Origin of the sequence: Actinocrinis puniceicyclus, assembly GCF_018283645.1 — a bacterium.
Lineage (GTDB): Bacteria > Actinomycetota > Actinomycetes > Streptomycetales > Catenulisporaceae > Actinocrinis > Actinocrinis puniceicyclus.
On sequence record NZ_JAGSXH010000053.1, the window covers coordinates 1 to 19,213 of the forward strand.

Sequence of the window (19,213 nt, forward strand, 5' to 3'; positions counted from 1 at the left end):
CCGGATGCCCCTGGTGTGAAAGTTACGCGATCTTACCCGGCGGCAGCCTGCCTGCGACGGTTGGGCACGAACCACATCGCGAGCGCCGCGACCACCAGGACCGCCGCGCCGGTCCACACGGCGGGCTGGAGGCCGTTGATGAAGTGCTGGGCGGCGGAGAGCGTACGGGTCGGCCCGTAGCCGCCGCGGCCCGCGAAGATCGCGCCCATGACCGCGATGCCGAGCACCCCGCCGAGCTCGCGGATCGCGTTGTTGACCCCGGATGCGATGCCTTCCTCGGCGCGGCGCACCGAGCCGAGCACCAGGTTGGCGATCGGCGCGAAGAACAGCGCGTTGCCGATGCCGCCGAGGATCAGGCCGGGCAGCAGGTGCGTGTAGGGCGTGTTCACCGTGGTCACGTCCGCGAGCCAGGCCAGCGCCGCGGCCTGGAAGAGCAGACCAACCGCGACGATCGGGCGCCCGCCGATGCGGTCGGAGAGGATGCCCGCCAGCGGAGCGATCACCATCGGCATCGCCGTCCACGGCAGCATCCGCACGCCGCTGGCCAGCGGCGAGTAGCCCCAGATCAGCTGGAAGGTCTGCACCAGGAAGAACACCGAGCCGAACATGCCGAAGAACATCAGCAGCGAGGCGAGGTTGATCAGCGGGAACGAGCGGCCGCGGAACAGGCGCAGCGGCAGCATCGGGTGGTCGGTACGCCCTTCGCGCACGACGAAGCCGGCCAGGGCGAGCGCGCCGGCCGCGAAGCCCGCCAGCACCTCGGCGTTGGTCCAGCCGATCGAGCCGCCGCGGATCAGGCCGAGCACCACGCCGAACAGGCCGAGGCTCACCAGCGCGTTGCCGAGCAGGTCGAGCCGCTGCGCCGGGCCGCGGCTCTCGGTCAGCCAGAACCGGGACAGCGGCACGATGACCGCGCCGATCGGCACGTTCAGCCAGAAGATCCACTGCCAGGAGGCGTTCTCCACCACCGCTCCGCCGACCATCGGGCCGACCGCGATCGCGAGCCCGGCGAGCGCGCTCCAGCCGCCGACGGCGAGTCCGCGGCGCTGCGGGCGCACGGACGCGGACAGCAACGTGAGCGTGAGCGGCACCACGATCGCGCCGCCGAGCCCCTGCACCGCGCGCGCCGCGATCAGGACGCCGATGTTGGGCGCCAGCGCCGAGACCACCGAGGCCGCGGTGAACAGGCTCAGGCCGAGCGAGAACAGCCGGCGGCGGCCGAAGCGGTCGCCGAGCGTGGATCCGGTCAGCAGGAAGACGGCGAACGTCAGGGTGTAGGCGGAGATGGTCCATTGCAGGCCCTGGAGGCCGGTGTGCAGCGACCTCTGAATGGACGGCAGCGCCGTGGTCACCACGAGGTTGTCCAACTGCGCCATGAACATCGCGATGCCGGTGATGACGAAGGTGCGGACCGGGTGGCCGATGACGGCGCTCTGCGGCGCCCGGCCCTCGGCGGAGGCGGGCGCGTGGCTGTCGCTGCGCGCGGTGCGTGTAGCGGCTGCGTGTTGAGCGGTGTCGGGCGGCGGTGCGTCTGGTGACGGTGCGTCGAGCGGCGGTGTGTCGAGCGGCGGTGTGTCGGTCATCTCGGTCATCGTTTTCCCCTCCGATGAATAGTTATCAATCACTAACTTGAGCTGCCGGAGTCCACCCGCTTGATTCGTCGGTGAGGAGACCGCTGTCAGCTGCGGTTGGTCAGGTGCCGTGTCGCCGGATACCCGGCGCCGGATCGGCCGACCGCGGCGGAGCGGCTATGCCGAACCGGTTCGCGCGGCGCGGATCGTCAACTGCGCGCGTGCTGAGACGGAGACTCGGATCGGGCCTGGGCCTGAGTGTGTGCGTTGAGCGCGTCGAGCACCGGCATCCACGGCGAGTCCATGCCGTCGAGCCGGCCGGCGGCCGCTATCACGTTGCAGAACATCCCCTTGGCGAAGAAGATCACCCGGTCCTCGATCGGCAGGCCGGAAAGCTTCTCCACCTCGTCCCAGATCCGCTGCAGGCACTGCTGGGTCTGCCGCTGGACGTCCTCGTCGTAGCAGGCCGCGAAGGTCTGCAACTGCATCAGCAGCCACTCGCGGTGCGTCAGCAGCTTCTCCTGGTACGCCTGGCCCATCGCTTCGAGCGCGTCCTGGCCGCTCTTGCCACCCGCCGCCTCGCGCATCAGGCCCAGCGTGTCGTCCATGTTCCGCTCGCTGGCCGCGAGGAACAGGGCCTTCTTGGTCGGGAACAGGCGAAAGAGGTAGGGCTGCGAGACCCCGACCCGCGCGGCGATGGCGGCCGTGGTCGCGCCCTCATAGCCGGACCTGGCGAAGACGGTGATCGCCTCTTTGATCACCTGCTCGCGCCGGTCCTCGGCCGACATCCTGGGGCTCACCCGAACCACCTCCTTCCGCGCCGCCGGACGGAGGTCTCCGCCCAGGAAGTAAGTTAGTGAGCGATAACTACCAAGTCAAGTCCGGCACGAACGCGGGTTCCGGCACCAGCGTCACGCCGAACCGCGCGGCGACTCCGTCGCGCACCTCGGCGGCGAGACGCAGCAGGTCGGCCGTGCTCGCCCCGCCCCGGTTCGTCAGCGCCAAGGTGTGCTTCGTGGACAGGGACACCGGCCCCGAGCCGTAGCCCTTGCCGAAGCCCGCCTGTTCGATCAGCCAGGCGGCCAAGGTCTTGAACCGTCCGTCCGGCTCCGGATAATGCGGTGGCGGCGTCTCACAACGCGCCGCGAGAGCCGCGAAGGCGCCGGCGTCGAGAATCGGGTTGGTGAAGAACGAACCCGCGCTCCACGTGTCGTGGTCCGCCGGGTCCAGCACCATGCCGCGGCGGCGCCGCTGCTCGATCACGGCCTCGCGCACCGCCTTCAGCGGCGCGCGCTCGCCGACCGCCAGGCCGAGAGCGCTCGCCACGTCCTTGTACCGGATCGGCGCGGAAAGCCCCCCGGCGTCCGAAAGCTGGAAATGCACGCGCGTGACGACGTAACGCCCCGCGGACCTCGCTTCACCGGACACCGCGTCCGTCAGCACCGCGTCCTTGAACACGCTGTGCCGGTAGGTGAACGCGCAGTCGGCGTTGTCCAGCAACACCATCCGCTCGGCGACGCGGTCGTAGGCGTCGACCATCACGATGGTCTGGCTGACGTCCTGGCCGTAGGCGCCGACGTTCTGGATCGGCGTCGCGCCGGCGAGTCCCGGGATGCCGGAGAGGCATTCGATACCCGAGAGACCCTCGTCGACGGCCTGGGCGACCACGTCGTCCCATCCCACGCCCGCCGCCACGGACATCAAACCGTCCCGGATCGTCACACCCGTCGTGGCGATACGCACCACCGTGCCGCGGAAACCTTCGTCCCCGATCACGAGGTTCGATCCGCCCCCGAGGATCAGCAGGTCATCGCCGTGACCCTCCACATCCCGGATCGCGGCGACCAGATTCGCGTCCGTGTCCGCGGTGAAGAAGTGGTCGGCGGGCCCGCCGAGCCGCAACGTCGTGTACGGCGCGAGCGTGACGGCGTGCTCATATCCGCCCGTCATGGCACCGACACGACCGCCACCGCGCGGCCCAGCACCTTCTGCCCCGCGCTCATCGCGGTCAGCTCCACCCGCACCCGGTTGCCCTCAAGCAGCGCGCCGATCTTCCCCGAGACCTCGACGCCGGCGCCGACGCCGTCGTCGGGGACGACGACCGGCTTGGTGAAACGCACCCCGTACTCCACGACCGCTCCCGGATCCCCGACCCAGTCGGTGACCACGCGGATCGCCTGGGCCATGGTGAACATGCCGTGCGCGATCACGCCCGGCAGCCCCACCTGGAGCGCGAAGCGCTCGTTCCAGTGGATCGGGTTGAAGTCCCCGGCGGCTCCGGCATAGCGGACCAGGTCGGCCCGGTCGACGGGAAACGACTGCGACGGAAGCTCGTCGCCGACCGCCAACTCCTCGTAGCGCGGCATCAGGACTCCCCTGCCTGTGTCGTGGCAGCCGTCCGCGTCGTCGTGTCCCCGGCCGGCTCGGACTCGGTCTGACGCACCACGAACAGCGAGCGCACCGAGCACACCGGCTCGCCTTCTACCGTCCGCAGATCGTTGACCAGGGTGATCATGTCGCTGTCGGCGATGGACTTGATCGCCTCGATGGTGACCTCGCACTGGATCCGGTCTCCCGCGCGCAGCGGCCGCTGGTAGACGAAACGCTGGTCGCCGTGCACCACCCAGGCACCGACCAGGCCGAAGTCCGGGTCGTTGACCGCGGCCAGAGAGGCCGGGATCGCGATGATGACCGGGAACGTCGGCGGGGCGATCACGTCCGGGTGCCCGAGCGCCTTGGCGGCTTCGGGGTCGAAGTACGCCGGGTGCAGGTCACGCACCGCGGTGGCGAACTCCCGGATCTTCTCCCGGCCCACCTCGTACGGCGCGCTCGGCGGATACGTCCGCCCGACGAACGACTGATCCAGCGGCATGGCTCGGCCGCCACCCCTCTACTCGGGACGCCCGCGCCGCGCGAGAACGGGCGCCGCGTCGCAGTGAGCGCTGCGTTGACCAGCGAACGCTGCGTCGCACAGCGCCGTGTCGTGTTCGAACACGGACAGAAGCCGCCATGTTCTGCGCGCCGTGGTCACAGCTGGACGGTGATCACTGCGCAGGGCTGGCGGCTTCCGGAAGGCCGGCGCGGCTACCGCGTCTCGCGGTGCGAGGTGTGCTTGCCGCAGCGCGGGCAGAACTTCTTCATCTCCAGGCGGTCCGGGTCGTTGCGCCGGTTCTTCTTGGTGATGTAGTTCCGCTCCTTGCACTCCACGCAGGCCAGCGTGATCTTCGGGCGGACGTCGGTAGCGGCCACGGGAGCGACTCCTACTTGCGAACGGGACAGGCTGATAAGCGGACCACAACAGGCTACCCGATCGAACCGGATGCCTCGGACGCCCGCGCGGTACTGCTGGTGACACTTCGGGTAGCGGTGACCGGACTTGAACCGGTGACACAGCGATTATGAGCCGCTTGCTCTGCCAACTGAGCTACACCGCCATGGACCGACAAAGCCCGCCGGTCGACGCTCGTTCAAGTCGTCACGGGCGGGCCGCCGATCACAGAGCCCCAATACGGAATCGAACCGTAGACCTTCTCCTTACCATGGAGACGCTCTGCCGACTGAGCTATTGGGGCGAGCGAGGAAAACCATACACGGCGGACCGGCCGCAGCGAAATCCGGTTTCTCCCCGGGCGAGTCGCGCCCGGTGCCCGACCGCGCGGACGTCCCTCGGTTGTAGTGCACGAACACCCGGCCGCCCGGCGAGCGGACCGAGGGGCGGACGCCGCGCCCGCGGATACGCCACCATAATCCCTGTGACACAACAGGCGGGGGCCGATGCGGGGGCCGCTCCTCACTCGGGGTCGGGCACGGGTGCGAGCACAGGTGCGCAGGCGGGCCCAGATTCGGATATGGGCACTGGTTCGGGTATGAGCGCCGGCGCGGACGGGGGCTGGGACAACGCGACTGTCGAGGCACCAGGCGACGACGTCCCCGATTGGCTTCCGCCCCTGAGCCGGGCTGAACGCCGCCTCTGGGACGCGTTCCCCTACGGCGCGACGGTCGAGTACCTGTCCGGAGACCCCGACCTCGACGATCCCGCACGCGCCGCGCGGTGGGGCGAAGAGCGGACCATACGCGCGGCCGTGATCGCGGCCCTCGCGCTCGGAGCGCGCAGACCGGTCCCGGGCCGCACCGCGGGAGTCCGCATCATCGGCGCCCGGGTCGTCGGACAGATCGATCTGCGTCACGGGCAGATCGAAGTGCCGCTGACACTGCGCCGCTGCCGCATCGAGGACACCCTGCGACTCGACGAGGCGGTCGCCAAGTCCATCGACCTGACCGGATCTCACACCGGCCGGATCATGGCGGAAGGCGCACACGTGCGCGGCTCGCTCAAGCTGAACGACGTACGCGTCGTCGGCGGTCCCGACTTCGCGCTTCACCTCGACGAGATCACCGTCGACACCGACCTGGCCGCGCGGGCACTGCACTGCGACGGCCCGCTGTGCTTGATCGGCGCGCGAATCGGCGCCGTGCTCGACCTGATCCGCTGCACGGTGCACTATCCCGGCAAGATCGCCGTCAACCTCGGCGGCGCCCAGATCGGCCGCAGCCTCCTGTTCGGCTACGCGCATATACGCGGCCAGCTCAGGATGCCCGGCGCTCAGGTCGACGGGATGGCGTTGTTCTCCGGCACCGAGATCACCGACGCCGCCGCGGCGCACGGCATCGCGTTGGAGGGGGAGAACTTCACCACGGGCGGCGACGGCCTCTTCGACAAGGGCTTCCGCGCCGAGGGCCAGGTCGCGCTCATCGGCGCGAACTTCGGCGGAGTCCTGTCCTTCCGCGACGCGCATCTCGTCTCGGTCGGGAGCAGCGCCGCGCTGCACTGTGGCGGGATGCAGGTGGCGCGCGGCCTCTACCTCACACACGGCTTCCACGCGGAAGGAGAGGTCCGGCTGGTCGGTGTCCGCATCGGCGGTCACCTCGACCTGGTAGGCATGGCCCCGAACCGCGGTCCGATCACGCTCTACCACGCGGCGGCCGCGACGATCCGGGACGGCGGGCCGGAAACCTGGCCGCAAGAAGTGCTGCTCGACGGCCTCACGTACAACGCGTTCGACCCGTATCTGCCCGGCAGGGAGCGGTTGGCGCTGCTGCGCCGACAACACGGCGGCTACCGCGCGCAGCCCTACGAGTTCATGGCCGCTTATTACCGGGCGCTCGGGCACGAAGAGGACGCCCGCGCCGTGTTGATCGAGAAGGAGCGCGTACGGCGCACGGACGGCCGGCGATGGGACCGGTTCGTCGGCATGATGTTCGGCACGCTGGTCGGCTACGGATACCGTCCGATGCGCGCCGTATTATTCAGCATATTGATTCAGTTGGCGGCGATCGGGTACTTCACCGTCGACCGGCCGACGCAGATCCGCCCGGACGAGCACGTCGTGTATTACCCGGCGCTTTACGCTGCGGATCTATTCGTCCCCATCGTGCACTTCGGGCAGGTCGACGCGTTCCAGTCGCACGGATTCGCCGCGGTGGTGGCATGGGGGCTGCCCTATCTCGGCTGGGCCTTCGGCATCGCGATCGTCGCGGGGGCTTCGCGCGCGCTGGCCCGCGGCGGCTCCGGGCTCCCCGGCTGAACTGAAGCGCGATTCAACAACATCCGGCCGGAATAGTTTAAGATTCAACGTAGTTGCAGGGTGAGGTACCCACCCGATCCCGAAGCGAGCATTCAGGAGCCCGTTCCCATGACCGAGCTGCACAACGTTCTCCAACTGGACAAGAACGCCCAGGATCTGCTGTTCCGCTCCGCCCGCACCGCGAACGCGTTCACCGACGAACCGGTGACCGAGCAGCAGGTCGCGGCGATCTACGACCTGGTCAAGTACGCGCCGACCTCGATGAACATCCAGCCGCTGCGCGTGGTGCTGGTTCGCTCCCCCGAGGCTCGTGAGCGTCTGGTCGCGCGGATGAGCGACGGCAACAAGGCCAAGACCGCCACCGCGCCGCTGACGGCGATCCTCGCCTACGACCCCGAGTTCCACGAGCACCTGCCCGCCGTGTTCCCGCACTTTCAGGGGGCTCAGGACCTGTTCAAGGGCAAGCCGCACCGCTTCGACACGGCGAAGTTCAACGCGCTGCTGCAGGTCGGCTACTTCATCCTCGGCGTACGCGCGGCCGGTCTCGCAGCGGGTCCGATGACCGGTTTCGACGCCGACGGCGTCGACGGCGAGTTCTTCGCCGATTCGCAGTACCGGTCCCTCGTCGTGGTGAACATCGGCAAGCCCGCCGAGAACGCCTGGTTCGCCCGCAGCCCTCGCCTCGAGTTCGATCAGGTGGTCTCCACCGTCTGAGCATGCGGGACCGGGCCCGCCCGCGCGGACTCGATTCCAGCGCATCTCAGCACATTTCAGCACGCTGCTATGGCCCGCCGCGTCCCGGCGGGCCATAGCGCATAACGCCGCGACATCCACGGGGGAACCGTCGCCGAGTTGCCACGATCGAGTGATGAGGATCCGGGGCCGGCCGGATCTGTGGGTGCGTCAGCTGACGGCTCGAATGGTCGCCCGCGCGACGAGCGGATTCGACCAGGTGGTCTTCGAGGCGCGCGGCGTGCTCGCGCGCTTCTCGGGTCGTCGGGCGGCATCTGCCCGCGTGCCGCCGGCCGACGAGGCCTGCGGATCGCCGCTGCGCTCTGCCCGGAAGCGGACCCGTCGGCTTGACCGGTGCGCGAGGCGGGATTCGAACCCGCACGCCTTATCAGGGCACTGATTCCTAAGACCAGCGCGTCTGCCATTCCGCCACTCGCGCGCGCAATCATCGTACGGCACCGGCCCGCGCCCGCGCATCGACGATCGCCGTCACCGGCGTGCGAGATCGCCCGGGATCAGGGAGAAGACCACCATGTCCTGCTGGCCCTCGTGCGTGAAACCGCGGTTGCGGGCAACGCCCTCGCGCACGAAGCCGGCCTTCTCGGCCACGCGCTGGGAGGCGGTGTTCGCCGTGGCCGCCAACAGTTCCACGCGGTTGAAGCCCTGCTCGCGCAGGATCCACTGCGCGGCGGCCCGCAGCGCCTCGGGGGCGTAGCCGCGGCCGCGCGCCGACGGCGTGACCGCGTAACCGATCTCGGTGCAGCGGCGCAGCCAGTCCGTTCCCCTCACACCGATACCGCCCAGGTAGCAGCCCGACCGCGCGTCGCTGATCACCCAGTGGACACCATCGCCCATCGCACGCAGCAGGTGCACGGTGTCCACGCACCAGCGGCGAGCGTCTTCGAGGGTGTAGGGCCTCGGGTTGCTCAGCCAGCGCTCGGACAACTCGTCGGCGTACATCGCCACCGTCGGCTCGATGTCCCGCTCGCGGTGCGCGCGCAACACGAGCCGTTCGGTCGTCAGCTCGGTCATCGGAAACGTGTGCTGCGCGAGCATCGATCCAGCTTCGCAGGTTTCGTGTGAGAGTGGAATCACAGCCGGGAACACGCGATCGCCGCAGGCCGGACCGGCGGCGCGTGACAGCATGGCTTCGCACGACGAACCGCGGAGAGAGGCGATCGCGATGACGGCGCAGCCCAGCGTCTCGTATTCGATCACGGTGCGGCTTGAGGCGCCCGCGCGCGGCAGCGCGGTCTCGCAGCTGACCCGGGTCGTCGAGGAGGCCGGCGGCGCGCTGACCGCGCTCGACGTCTCGGGCTCCGGAAACGAACGGCTCCGCATCGACGTGACGATCGCGGCGTCCAGCAGCGAGCACGCGAAGCGGATCACCGAAGCCATCGACGCCATCGACGGGATCCAGGTCGGCAGGGTCTCGGACCGCACGTTCCTGCTGCACCTCGGCGGCAAGATCGAGATGCAGTCGAAGGTTCCGCTGCGCAACCGCGACGACCTGTCGATGGCGTACACACCGGGTGTCGCGCGGGTCTGCATGGCGATCGCGGCGAATCCCGAGGACGCTCGCCGCCTGACGATAAAGCGCAACGCGATCGCGGTGGTGACCGACGGATCGGCCGTGCTCGGGCTCGGCAACATCGGCCCGCAGGCGGCGCTGCCGGTGATGGAGGGCAAGGCGGCGCTGTTCAAGCGTTTCGCCGGCATCGACGCGTGGCCGATCTGCCTGGACACCCAGGACACCGAGGAGATCATCCGCACCGTCAGGGCGATCGCGCCGGGCTTCGCCGGGATCAACCTGGAGGACATCTCGGCGCCGCGCTGTTTCGAGATCGAGCGGCGGCTGCGCGAGCAGTTGGACATCCCGGTCTTCCACGACGACCAGCACGGGACCGCGATCGTGGTGCTGGCCGCGTTGACGAACGCGCTGCGGGTGGTCGGCAAGGACATCGGCCGGGTGCGGATCGTCGGCTCGGGCGCGGGCGCGGCCGGCACCGCGATCCTTCGGCTGTTGCGGGAGGCCGGCGCGAAGGACATCACCGTGGCCGACTACCACGGTGTGGTGCACGCGGGGCGCGACGATCTCGGCGGACCGGACTCCGATCTGCGGTGGGTGGCGCAGAACACCAATCCGGGCGGTTACACCGGGACGCTGCGCGAGGCGCTGGTCGGCGCGGACGTGTTCATCGGCGTCTCCGCGTCGAACATCCTGACCGGCGAGGACATCGCGACGATGGCGCCTGACGCGATCGTGTTCGCGCTCGCGAACCCGGACCCGGAGGTCGATCCGGCCGCGGCGCGGGAGCACGCCGCGGTGGTCGCGACCGGCCGCAGCGACTTCCCGAACCAGATCAACAACGTGCTGGCGTTCCCCGGCGTGTTCCGCGGGTTGCTGGACGCGCACGGGCACAAGGTGTCGCTGGCGATGCTGCTCGCGGCGGCGCGGGCGCTGGCCGACGTGGTGAAGGAGGACGAGTTGAACGCGAACTTCATCGTGCCGTCGGTCTTCGATCCGCACCTGGCCCCGGCGGTGGCCGCGGCGGTGCGCGCGGCGGTGGACGCGGAGCGGGGGTCGTAAGAGCCCTACGACGCCCCCACACACACCGCTCGCGCAGCGTGGGGAGGGCGTCGTAGGGCGGCATTTCCGGGTCCTGCGGTTTCTGCGCCGTGGATCCCCGCAGAGGCCGCTGATCACTGTCCGCTGATCACTGCCCGGGGTCGCTGCCCGGGGTCGCTGGTCAGGGTCGCTGCCCGGGGATCACTGCCCTGGAATCACTGCCCTGGAATCAGCAGGACCTTGCCGGTGGTCGCGCGGGACTCGAGCGCGGTGTGCGCGGCAGCAGCCTCAGCCAGCGGGTAACGCGCGCCGACGTTAATGCACAGGTCACCGGAAGCCACCGCGGTGAACAGTTCGCCGGCGCGCCAGGCCAGTTCCTCGGCCGTGGCGATGTAGTGCATGAGGCTGGGCCGGGTGACGAACAGCGAGCCGCCCGAGTTGAGCCGTTGCAGCTCGAACGGCGGGACCGGACCGCTGGCCGCGCCGTAGAGCGCCAGCAGGCCCCGCGGCCGCAGCGAGGCGAGAGATGCGTCGAAGGTCGTCTTGCCGACCCCGTCGTAGACCACGTCGACGCCGCGGCCGTTCTCGGTCACGGCGCGCACGGCCGCCGGAAGGTCTTCGACCTCGGTGTAGCGGATGATCTCGTCCGCGCCGGCCGCCCGGGCGACGGCCTCCTTCTCCTGCGTGGAAACCGTGCCGATCACCCGGCCCCCGCGTGCCTTGATCATCTGTGTGAGCTGCAGGCCCATGCCGCCGGCGGCCGCGTGGACCAGCGCCGTCTGGCCCTTCTGGATCGGCCAGGTGGAGGTGGTCAGGTAATGCGCCGTCAGGCCCTGCAACAGCGCCGCCGCGGCCGTCTCCAGCGCGATCCGCTCCGGGATGCGCACGGCCCTGGCCGCGTCGACGAGCGTGTGCTGCGCGTAACTGCCGCTGACGCTGTCCACGGACGCGACGCGGTCGCCGACCTCGAACCCGGTCACCCCCTCGCCGACCGCCTCGACCGTGCCGGCGAACTCACCACCCGGGGTGAACGGCAGCGGCCTCGGGTAGGCGCCGACGCGGAAGTACGTGTCGATGAAGTTCACACCCGCCGCGGCGACCCGGACCAGTAGCCGGCCCGGTCCCGCGGTGAGCTCTGCGCCCTCGGTGTGCTCCAGTACTTCGGGCCCGCCGGTCCTGGTGACGACGATCGCTTCCATGCATGCCTCCACTTTGGTCGATATCCATCGAACCAGAAGTGCCCTGACGGCGCCGGTATTCCGGGCCTCAGTCGACGGCGTTCTCGCCGAACTCGAAGCGGGCGCCGAGGGCGCCGAGTTTGAACGCGAAGTCCTCGTAGCCGCGGTTGATCAGCGAGATGCCGTGCACCGTCGACGTGCCCTGAGCGGCGAGCGCCGCGATGAGGTAGGAGAAGCCGGCGCGCAGGTCGGGGATCTCCAGTTCGGCGGCGTGCAGCTTGGTCGGGCCGGAGATCACCGCGGAGTGCATGAAGTTGCGCTGGCCGAACCGGCAGGGCGTACCGCCGAGGCACTCGCGGTACAACTGCACCTGGGCGCCCATCGAGACCAGCGCGTTGGTGAAGCCGAGCCGTTTCTCGTACACGGTCTCGTGCACGATCGAGAGCCCCTGGGCCTGGGTCAGCGCGACCACGAGCGGCTGCTGCCAGTCGGTCTGGAACCCGGGGTGCACGTCGGTCTCCAGCGCCAGCGTCTTGAGCGCGCCGCCGGGGTGCCAGAAGCGGATGCCCGCGGCGCCCGGGGTGTCATCGACCTCGAAGGCGCCCCCGACCCGGCGGAAGACGTTCAGGAAGGTCATCATCGAGCCCTGCTGCGCGCCGCTCACGAGGATGTCGCCGCCGGTGGCCAGCGCCGCGCAGGCCCACGACGCGGCCTCCAGCCGGTCGGGCAGCGCGCGGTGCGTGTAGCCCTCCAGCCGGTCGACCCCGGTGATGTGGATGACCCGGTTGTCGAGCACGGAGATGATCGCGCCCATCTTCTGCAGGATCGCGATCAGGTCCACGATTTCCGGCTCGGTGGCGGCGTTGCGCAGTTCGGTCACGCCCTCGGCGAGCACCGCGGTAAGCAGCACCTGCTCGGTAGAGCCGACGCTCGGGTAAGGCAGCGTTATCTTCGTACCGCGCAACCGCTGCGGTGCTTCGAGGTGCAGGCCGTCGGCTCGCTTGTCGACGACCGCGCCGAACGCCCGCAGCGCGTCGAGATGGAAGTCGATCGGCCGGTCGCCGATGCGGCAGCCGCCGAGGTCGGGGATGAATGCGTGGCCGATGCGGTGCAGCAGCGGGCCACACAGCAGGATCGGGATGCGGCTTTCGCCGGCGTGCGCGGCGATCTCGGCGTGGTCCGCCTTGTCCACCGAGGTGGGGTCGAGGACCAGTTCGTCGCGGACCTCGCCGGTGCGCACGGTGACGCCGTGCGCTTCCAGCAGGCCGGTGACGATGTGCACATCGCTGATCTGCGGCACGTTGCGCAGGCGGCTCGGGCCGCTGCCCAGGAGCGCCGCGACCATGGCCTTGGGCACCAGATTCTTGGCGCCGCGCAGGGTGACCTCGCCGGTGAGAGGCGTGCCGCCGGTGACATGGATGCGGTCCGGCCGCAGCGCGGAGGCGGATGCGTCCAGCGCGAGGGGGCGGGGCAGGATGGTGGCGGATGTGCTGTTCATAGCTCCGTGGTCTGCTTTGGCCCGGGCGGGCGCTTCAGGACTTGAAGTCCCGACCCGGCCTGTCTCTCAATCGGCCCTTCGGAGCTCGGGACGGAACAAGCGCCCAGTCTGCCAGACGCGCGCCGTCGCGTACCAACACCGCGCCGGGCCGGTTCGAACAAGCGATCCGCCGGAGCCGGGGGCGCCGGCGGCCTGCGGATCAGCGCGGCGGGGGCGCGGGCGGCCGGCTGCCGTGACGATGAGGTTCGGTGAGAAGGGTGAGTCGATCCGGGCGGCCGGAGGCGTGCCGCGCTCCGGCGGCGGCACCGCCCGAGCGGCGCGAATCGCCGGCGCCACTCGGGTCCTGGACTCGGCGCGGGATGATCCTCCTGAGAGGATGGCTCCATGACCGAGGTCGCATTGACCGGCAGGCTGCTGGTCGCCACCCCGCTCCTGGTGGACCCGAATTTCGACCGTACCGTGGTGCTGGTGCTCGACCACGATGGCGACGGCACGCTTGGAGTGGTGGTCAACAGGCCGACTGCGGTACCGGTCCGCGAGGTGTTGCCGGCCTGGAGCGAACTGGCCGAGCCGCTGCCGATGGTGTTCCAGGGCGGCCCGGTGGCGCTGGATTCGGCGCTGGGCCTGGCCGAGTTGCGCTCGGTGCCGCGCCCGGGGGCGGGCGAACCACTCGGGTGGCGCCGGGTGCACGGGGATCTCGGGCTGGTGGATCTGGACATCCCGCCGGAGATGCTGGCGGCGGAGATATCGGCTTTCCGGGTCTACGCGGGGTATGCGGGCTGGAGTTCCGGCCAGTTGGAGCGGGAACTGGCGCAGGGCGCCTGGTACGTGGTCGATCCGGCGCCGGGTGACGCCTTCACGCTGGACCCGGACCGCACCTGGCGGGCCGTGCTGCGGCGGCAGCGCGGCGAACTGGCGCTGCTTTCCACGTTCCCGGAGGACCCGGCGCTGAACTGAGCCGCCCGTCCGCGCTGAACCGACCCGCCGTGCACCGCTCGCCATGCCGGGTGAGCTGCGGCGTGTCATTCCGTATCGCCATCCGCTCCACAGCGGGCCGGATGCACTCGTAGACTCGCCTCATGAGTACGGCAGAGCAACCTTCGGGCGGAACCGCCACGATCACCGATGAGCGGGTCGACTACAGCACCGACAACGGCGATCACGAGCGGTTTTCCCATTACGCGGAGAAGGAGAAGATCACCGAGGCGCTGGTGCTCGGCACCCCGGTGACGGCTTTGTGCGGCAAGGTGTGGGTACCAAGTCGTGATCCCAGCCGCTTCCCGATCTGCCCCACGTGCAAGGAGATCTTCGACGACCCGCGGTTCTTCCACGACGACGAAGACTCCTCCGGCGGCGAGAAGTAGCCGGGATGGACTCGGGGACCGCGGTCGCCGACCGGGCGGTCGCGTTCCCCGGATCGGTGCGCGAGGCGCTGGACGCGATGACGGCGTGCCCGCAAGCGACCCTGGTGGCCGGGGGCACCGAGGTGATGACCCTGGTCAACTCCGGGGCGCTGCGTCCGTCCTGCCTGGTCGTGCTCGATCGGATCGAGGAACTGCGCGGGGTCTGGTTCGGGGACCAGGAGATCGTGCTGGGTTCGGCGACGACGTGCGCCGACCTGATGCAGAGCGACGTGCGCGGCGTGTTGCCCGCCCTGGCCCAGGCGGCGCGCTCGATCGCCTCGCCCGGTGTCCGCAGCCGGGCGACGCTGGGCGGGAATCTGTTGTCGGGCAAGCGGCCCGGCGGGCCGGCCGCCGCGGCGCCGACCCGCGATCTGCTGACCGTGCTGGTCGCGTTGAACGCGGTGGCGGTGTGCCGGTCTGAGCAGGGGTGGCGGCAACTGCCTGTCGCGGAGCTGTACGCGCGGGACGGCGGCGTGAATCTGCGGCCGGGCGAGCTGCTGACCGCGCTGCGGGTGCCTACCTGCGGCGGACGGCAGGGCTTCATGAAGGTGGGCACGCGAGCCGGGGCGGCCCGTTCGCTGGTCACCTTCGCGTTGGCGGCGGACCTATCCGCCCGGACGGTCACGTGCGCGATCGGCGGTTTCTCGCCGCTGGCGGTGCGGGTGGACCATGCGGGGCAATGGCTGGCCGAGCATGTGGACTGGGAGAACGGCGCGATCCCGGATCCGACGACGTACCCGCGGTTCGCCCGGCTGATCGCGGAGGGTCTGGTGGTGCCGGGTTCGGCCGGGCCGGCGGGCCGGACCACCGTCGCGGTGCCGCAGAGCTACCGCGAGCAGGCGGCGGAGGTCTGCGCGCGCCGCGCGCTCGTGCGGGCGCTGCCGCCGGCCGGGTGGCTGGAGCAGGTCGCGCAATACCAGCAGCGTGCGGAGTTCGTGCGCAACAGGGCCCGGGTGGAACGCGCGGAGCGCGGCCTGCCGCCTGAGCCGCCGGTGCCGGGGCAGATGCCGGGTGCCCAACCTCCGGGCGGCGGCCTTTCGAGGGGAGCGGGCGCGTGAGCGAAGCGGATGCGGGTGAGGCCGGGGCACACGCCGGGGCCGGGTCCGGCGGCTGGCCGACCGTTGATTTCGAGCTCACGGTCAACGGGGCGCCGCAGCGGGTGACCGGCGCTTGGGTCGGCGAGAATCTGCTGTTCGTGCTGCGGGAGCGGTTGGGCTTCACCGCGGTGAAGGACGGCTGCGGGGAAGGCGAGTGCGGGGCGTGCACGGTGCTGATGGAGGGTCGGCCCACCACCGCCTGCCTGGTGCCCGCGGTCGCCGCGACGGGCCTGGCGATCGAGACTCCCGAGGTGCACGCGGTACCGCAGCCGGACCCGGTGGCTGCTGCGCTGGCCGTGCACGCGGGGGCGGGCTGCGGGTTCTGCCTGCCCGGCATCGGCATGGAGATGCGCGCGCTGCTGGCGCACAACGGCAAGCCGAGCGCGGCCGCCATCCGGGAGACGCTCAGTGGGCACCGCTGCCGTTGCCTGCCGCCGGAGCGGTTCATCGCGGCGACGCGGGACGCGGCGAAGACGCTGGCTCACAAACAGGCCCAGGCCCGAGCCCAGGCCGACGCTTCGGCTCAGGACGCTCAGGACGCGCAGGCCGAGCGGGAGTTGCAGGCCGAGCGGGAGTTGCAGGCCGAGCCGCAGCCGCCGCACGAGTCGCCGATCTATCCGCGGGTGCCGGCGCAGGCCGGTGAGCGCACGCAGCCGGGCGGGCGCGCCCGGGCGGGCGAGAACGACAGCGAGCATGAGCAGGCCGGGGCCAGGTCGTGAGCACCCCCACGTCCCTGCCAGGTTTCCTGATCAGCGAACAGCTGCCGGATGCGGAACGCGGCGCGGCGCAGCCGGTCGAGTCGGAGCTGGCCGAGTACGGGCCGAATCTCACCGAGCCGAGCCCGGCGACCGGGGACGGCATCGGGAGGGTGGTGCCGGCGGCCAAGGCGACCGGCCGTTACCCGTACGCGGCGGACTTGGGTGCGCCGGGCATGTTGTGGGCCGCGATGATCCGCAGCCCGCACGCCCGAGCGGTCATCGAGGGCTGCGACACGTCGGCGGCTGAGGCGATGCCGGGTGTGCACGCCGTGCTCGCCGGGCCCGGGCTGGGCGTGGACCAGGTCGACTACCTGGGGCAGTGTGTCGCGATCGCCGCGGCCGAGCATCCGGCGATCGCGCGGGCCGCGCTGAGCGCCGTCGTGATCGACTATCGGCCGCAGGAGCCGCTGACCGATCCGCGCCAGGCGTTCAACGCGGAGCCGATCCACGAGGACGGCAACATCGCGGCGCACCGTTTCTTCACCACGGGACGGGACGCGGTCGACCGGGTGGCGGCGGCCGCCGAACTGCGCAAGAACGCGCCGTCCGCTCGCCGCGCGGAGGCGTTCCAGGGCTTGAAGCCCGGTCGAGGGCCGGGAGCGCAGCCTGATTCGCGCGAACCGGAGGGCGGGGACGGCGCGCAGGCCGAACCCGAACCGTCGCGGTCGGTGTCCGTCATCCACGGGTACGAATTCGCCCGGCCGGCGAACTGGCCGGCCGGACCGGGCACCGTGTTCGCCGTTCCACACGGCGACGCGATCGAGATCCACACGCTGACGGTGGACCCGGGCCGGGACCGGCGCGCGCTGGCCGCCGCGCTGGGCCGGCCGGAGGGCGAGATCCGGTTGGTGCCCGCGCCGTTCACCGGCGGCGCTATCGCGGACGACGCGGACCTGCGGGTCGCCGCGGCGCTGCTGGCCGCGCGCACCGGCCGGCCGGTGAAGGCGGTGGACGGCAGCGTCGGGCACTGGCCTGCCGGGACGGCGGAGCCGGCGGCTCGGGTGCACGCGATCCACGTGGCGGACGCGGACGGGACGCTGCGGGAGGTGCGCGTCGAGCTGGTGATCGACGGCGGCGCGGAGCCGGCCGCGGCGGAGGCGCTGCTGGACGAGTACTGCCGGCTGGCCGCGGGGCCGTACCGGGTGCCGAAGGTGGAGGTGCAGGGCTGGGTGGTGCGCACGCACAACCCGCCGCTGGCGCCGTGGCCCGGCGGCGGCGCGGCGCTCGCGGCGGTGGTCGCCGAGGCTCAGATGGACGCGGTCGCGGCGGCGCTCGGCGTGTCGGGGCTGGAAGCGCGTGTCAAGAATCTGATGCGTACCGGGGACCGGTTGCCGGACGGCCGGAAGGTCGCGGCGGCGGACGCGCTGCCGGAGCTGGTCGCGGCGGTGCTGGACGCCTCGGTGCCGCCGTTCCCGCCGGGCCCGGACGTGCGGGAGTTCCCGGGCACGATCGGGCGGACCGGGGAGATGACCCGGTTGCGGCGCGGCGTCGGGGTGGCGTTGGCGATGGTGGACCTGGTTCCGCCGGGGCTGCCGGAGGAACTGGCGACGGCGCAGGTCGCGCTGACCTCGGATGTGCACGGGCCGATCGCGCACGTGAGCACCGCGATGGTGGACACCGGGGCGGGGCAGCATGCGATGCTGCGGCGGATCGTGCGCGAGGTGTTGGGTGTGCAGCGGGTGCTGGTGCGCCGACCGACCGCGCCGGGTGCGCTTCCGGCGACTCCGCTCGCGTCGGGGCGCGCCGCGTGGCTGCACGGTATGGCCGTGCAGCGGGCCGCACAGGCGGTGCGCGCGCAGGCGCTGGAAGCGGTCGGGGCTCAGTTGGCGATCTCGCCCGAGTTGCTTGAGGTGCGCGGGGACCGGGTCGTGAGTTACGACGGGATGCTGTCCCGTCCGCTGGACGAGGTGTACCGGGCGGCGTTGCGCGGTGCGGCGGTGTATCTGGCGGACGGTGAGTTCCGGGTGCGTGGCTCGGGGCCGGCGCAGCCGGGCGTGTTCGTGCCGGAACCGGGTCAGGCGCATGTGGCTTTCGCGGCGCATCGGGCGGTGGTGGACGCCGACACGGAACTGGGGTTGCTGCGCCCGGTGCGGGTGACGGCGGCGCACGACGTGGGTCGCGCGCTGGTGCCGGGCCGGATCGAGGCGGCGATCGCGGCGGGGGTGATGTCGGCGGCTTCCGCGGTGTTCGCGGACGAGGCGCCGGGCGCACGGGCGTATGCGGGGGCGCTTGCGTGTGCGCAGTTGCCGACGGCGCTGGATCTGCCCGAGGTGGATGTCCTGCCGCCGGTCCAGTCGTCGATCGGGGATCTGGAGACGACGGCGTTGCGTCGGCGCGGTTTCTCGGCGCCGTTGCCGCTGGGTTATCAGCCGGTGGGCCGGATCGCGCATGCGGCGGCCGCGGCGGCGTTGGCCTGCGCCGCGCGTGACGCATTGAGCGCGCACCGCACGGCGATCCCGATCCGGCCGTGGGAGACCGGGCCGGTGCTGTGAGGGCGGTGTCTGGCTCGGGGCCGGACGGGCCGGACGAAGAGAGGTCGGCTTCTGCGAGGCGGCGGCGACATGAAGCGCGGGCGGGTTCGAGCCCTGATCGCGCGCTCGGCGCGCCTCGGCCGTCTCGATCGTGATCACCCTCGGCTACGCCGGGTTCCTCGTCGGTCCGGCCGCGGTGGGGCTGACGGCGGCCGCCGCCGGCTTGCGGACTGCGCTGGCGGGCGTGGGTCTCGTGGCCGTCACTCTGGCGGTCCTCACGGCGCTCGTTCCAGTCGGATCAGGCGGTAGGGCAAGCCTTCCCAGGCCGTCGCCGCGCACGCACGCGACCGG

At 71.1% G+C, this 19,213-nt stretch carries 17 protein-coding genes and 3 tRNA genes; 8 read left to right on the plus strand and 12 right to left on the minus strand.

Annotation, left to right across the window (positions count from 1 at the left end; genetic code table 11):
• Nucleotides 1-32 precede the first annotated feature (32 nt).
• From KGA66_RS15850 to KGA66_RS15885, 8 genes are all read right to left on the minus strand, one after another.
• Nucleotides 33-1,592, minus strand: coding sequence for an MFS transporter (locus tag KGA66_RS15850; protein WP_246507933.1), 1,560 nt, complete (start codon nt 1,590-1,592; stop codon nt 33-35).
• A gap of 188 nt (nt 1,593-1,780) precedes the next feature.
• Nucleotides 1,781-2,371, minus strand: a complete 591-nt coding sequence (locus KGA66_RS15855; protein ID WP_211468894.1) for a TetR/AcrR family transcriptional regulator — start codon at nt 2,369-2,371, stop codon at nt 1,781-1,783.
• Nucleotides 2,372-2,438: 67 nt separating this feature from the next.
• Nucleotides 2,439-3,521 (minus strand): UDP-N-acetylmuramate dehydrogenase, encoded by a 1,083-nt coding sequence (locus tag KGA66_RS15860; RefSeq protein ID WP_211468895.1) that lies wholly within the window; start codon nt 3,519-3,521, stop codon nt 2,439-2,441.
• Complete coding sequence (locus KGA66_RS15865) at nt 3,518-3,937, minus strand: MaoC family dehydratase (RefSeq protein WP_211468896.1); 420 nt, start codon at nt 3,935-3,937, stop codon at nt 3,518-3,520. Before KGA66_RS15865 ends, KGA66_RS15860 begins: the two co-directional genes overlap by 4 nt.
• On the minus strand, nt 3,937-4,443 hold the full coding sequence (locus KGA66_RS15870) for an FAS1-like dehydratase domain-containing protein (protein ID WP_211468897.1): 507 nt from the start codon (nt 4,441-4,443) through the stop codon (nt 3,937-3,939). The genes KGA66_RS15865 and KGA66_RS15870 overlap by 1 nt, the downstream gene beginning before the upstream one ends.
• Before the next feature lie 212 nt (nt 4,444-4,655).
• On the minus strand, nt 4,656-4,820 hold the full coding sequence (gene rpmG / locus KGA66_RS15875) for a 50S ribosomal protein L33 (protein WP_211468898.1): 165 nt from the start codon (nt 4,818-4,820) through the stop codon (nt 4,656-4,658).
• Nucleotides 4,821-4,932: 112 nt separating this feature from the next.
• A tRNA-Met gene (locus tag KGA66_RS15880) sits at nt 4,933-5,005 on the minus strand.
• A gap of 65 nt (nt 5,006-5,070) precedes the next feature.
• A tRNA-Thr gene (locus tag KGA66_RS15885) sits at nt 5,071-5,143 on the minus strand.
• Between the two features lie 294 nt (nt 5,144-5,437).
• Here KGA66_RS15885 and KGA66_RS15890 point away from each other — a divergent pair.
• On the plus strand, nt 5,438-7,156 hold the full coding sequence (locus tag KGA66_RS15890) for a hypothetical protein (RefSeq protein ID WP_211468899.1): 1,719 nt from the start codon (nt 5,438-5,440) through the stop codon (nt 7,154-7,156).
• 108 nt (nt 7,157-7,264) lie between these two features.
• Nucleotides 7,265-7,870: a malonic semialdehyde reductase gene (locus tag KGA66_RS15895; protein WP_211468900.1), complete on the plus strand. Its 606-nt coding sequence runs from the start codon at nt 7,265-7,267 to the stop codon at nt 7,868-7,870.
• 373 nt (nt 7,871-8,243) lie between these two features.
• On the opposite strand, the gene KGA66_RS15900 is transcribed toward KGA66_RS15895, so the two are convergent.
• Together KGA66_RS15900 and KGA66_RS15905 are read right to left on the minus strand one after the other, a co-directional pair.
• Nucleotides 8,244-8,327: transfer RNA gene (locus KGA66_RS15900), tRNA-Leu, on the minus strand.
• A 50-nt stretch (nt 8,328-8,377) separates the two neighbouring features.
• Nucleotides 8,378-8,920, minus strand: a complete 543-nt coding sequence (locus KGA66_RS15905; protein ID WP_211468901.1) for a GNAT family N-acetyltransferase — start codon at nt 8,918-8,920, stop codon at nt 8,378-8,380.
• Between the two features lie 151 nt (nt 8,921-9,071).
• Between KGA66_RS15905 and KGA66_RS15910 the strand changes: the two genes are divergently transcribed.
• Nucleotides 9,072-10,478, plus strand: a complete 1,407-nt coding sequence (locus KGA66_RS15910; RefSeq protein ID WP_211468902.1) for an NAD-dependent malic enzyme — start codon at nt 9,072-9,074, stop codon at nt 10,476-10,478.
• Between the two features lie 194 nt (nt 10,479-10,672).
• On the opposite strand, the gene KGA66_RS15915 is transcribed toward KGA66_RS15910, so the two are convergent.
• Both KGA66_RS15915 and murA read right to left on the minus strand, forming a co-directional pair.
• Nucleotides 10,673-11,656, minus strand: a complete 984-nt coding sequence (locus tag KGA66_RS15915; protein WP_211468903.1) for a quinone oxidoreductase family protein — start codon at nt 11,654-11,656, stop codon at nt 10,673-10,675.
• Between the two features lie 67 nt (nt 11,657-11,723).
• The gene (murA, locus tag KGA66_RS15920; protein WP_211468904.1) at nt 11,724-13,133 is read right to left on the minus strand and encodes a UDP-N-acetylglucosamine 1-carboxyvinyltransferase; all 1,410 of its coding nucleotides are present in this window, start codon (nt 13,131-13,133) and stop codon (nt 11,724-11,726) included.
• Between the two features lie 384 nt (nt 13,134-13,517).
• Between murA and KGA66_RS15925 the strand changes: the two genes are divergently transcribed.
• The 5 genes from KGA66_RS15925 to KGA66_RS15945 all read left to right on the plus strand — a co-directional run bounded on the left by KGA66_RS15925 (nt 13,518) and on the right by KGA66_RS15945 (nt 18,883).
• On the plus strand, nt 13,518-14,090 hold the full coding sequence (locus tag KGA66_RS15925; protein ID WP_211468905.1) for a YqgE/AlgH family protein: 573 nt from the start codon (nt 13,518-13,520) through the stop codon (nt 14,088-14,090).
• Between the two features lie 122 nt (nt 14,091-14,212).
• Nucleotides 14,213-14,497 (plus strand): DUF3039 domain-containing protein, encoded by a 285-nt coding sequence (locus KGA66_RS15930; RefSeq protein WP_211468906.1) that lies wholly within the window; start codon nt 14,213-14,215, stop codon nt 14,495-14,497.
• A gap of 5 nt (nt 14,498-14,502) precedes the next feature.
• Nucleotides 14,503-15,594, plus strand: a complete 1,092-nt coding sequence (locus tag KGA66_RS15935) for an FAD binding domain-containing protein (RefSeq protein WP_211468907.1) — start codon at nt 14,503-14,505, stop codon at nt 15,592-15,594.
• A complete protein-coding gene (locus KGA66_RS15940; RefSeq protein WP_211468908.1) occupies nt 15,591-16,352 on the plus strand; it encodes a (2Fe-2S)-binding protein in 762 nt (253 codons plus the stop codon). Before KGA66_RS15935 ends, KGA66_RS15940 begins: the two co-directional genes overlap by 4 nt.
• The gene (locus KGA66_RS15945; protein WP_211468909.1) at nt 16,349-18,883 is read left to right on the plus strand and encodes a xanthine dehydrogenase family protein molybdopterin-binding subunit; all 2,535 of its coding nucleotides are present in this window, start codon (nt 16,349-16,351) and stop codon (nt 18,881-18,883) included. The genes KGA66_RS15940 and KGA66_RS15945 overlap by 4 nt, the downstream gene beginning before the upstream one ends.
• The last annotated feature ends 330 nt before the right edge of the window (nt 18,884-19,213 follow it).

Excerpts from the sequence above, each read along its gene's own strand:
- KGA66_RS15850 (WP_246507933.1), bottom strand. The coding sequence starts at position 1,592 with ATGACCGAGATGACCGACACACCGCCGCTCGACACACCGCCGCTCGAC.
- KGA66_RS15860 (WP_211468895.1), bottom strand. The coding sequence starts at position 3,521 with ATGACGGGCGGATATGAGCACGCCGTCACGCTCGCGCCGTACACGACG.
- KGA66_RS15865 (WP_211468896.1), bottom strand. The coding sequence starts at position 3,937 with ATGCCGCGCTACGAGGAGTTGGCGGTCGGCGACGAGCTTCCGTCGCAG.
- KGA66_RS15870 (WP_211468897.1), bottom strand. The coding sequence starts at position 4,443 with ATGCCGCTGGATCAGTCGTTCGTCGGGCGGACGTATCCGCCGAGCGCG.
- KGA66_RS15890 (WP_211468899.1), top strand. The coding sequence starts at position 5,438 with ATGAGCGCCGGCGCGGACGGGGGCTGGGACAACGCGACTGTCGAGGCA.
- KGA66_RS15895 (WP_211468900.1), top strand. The coding sequence starts at position 7,265 with ATGACCGAGCTGCACAACGTTCTCCAACTGGACAAGAACGCCCAGGAT.
- KGA66_RS15905 (WP_211468901.1), bottom strand. The coding sequence starts at position 8,920 with ATGACCGAGCTGACGACCGAACGGCTCGTGTTGCGCGCGCACCGCGAG.
- KGA66_RS15910 (WP_211468902.1), top strand. The coding sequence starts at position 9,072 with ATGACGGCGCAGCCCAGCGTCTCGTATTCGATCACGGTGCGGCTTGAG.
- KGA66_RS15915 (WP_211468903.1), bottom strand. The coding sequence starts at position 11,656 with ATGGAAGCGATCGTCGTCACCAGGACCGGCGGGCCCGAAGTACTGGAG.
- murA (WP_211468904.1), bottom strand. The coding sequence starts at position 13,133 with ATGAACAGCACATCCGCCACCATCCTGCCCCGCCCCCTCGCGCTGGAC.
- KGA66_RS15925 (WP_211468905.1), top strand. The coding sequence starts at position 13,518 with ATGACCGAGGTCGCATTGACCGGCAGGCTGCTGGTCGCCACCCCGCTC.
- KGA66_RS15930 (WP_211468906.1), top strand. The coding sequence starts at position 14,213 with ATGAGTACGGCAGAGCAACCTTCGGGCGGAACCGCCACGATCACCGAT.
- KGA66_RS15935 (WP_211468907.1), top strand. The coding sequence starts at position 14,503 with ATGGACTCGGGGACCGCGGTCGCCGACCGGGCGGTCGCGTTCCCCGGA.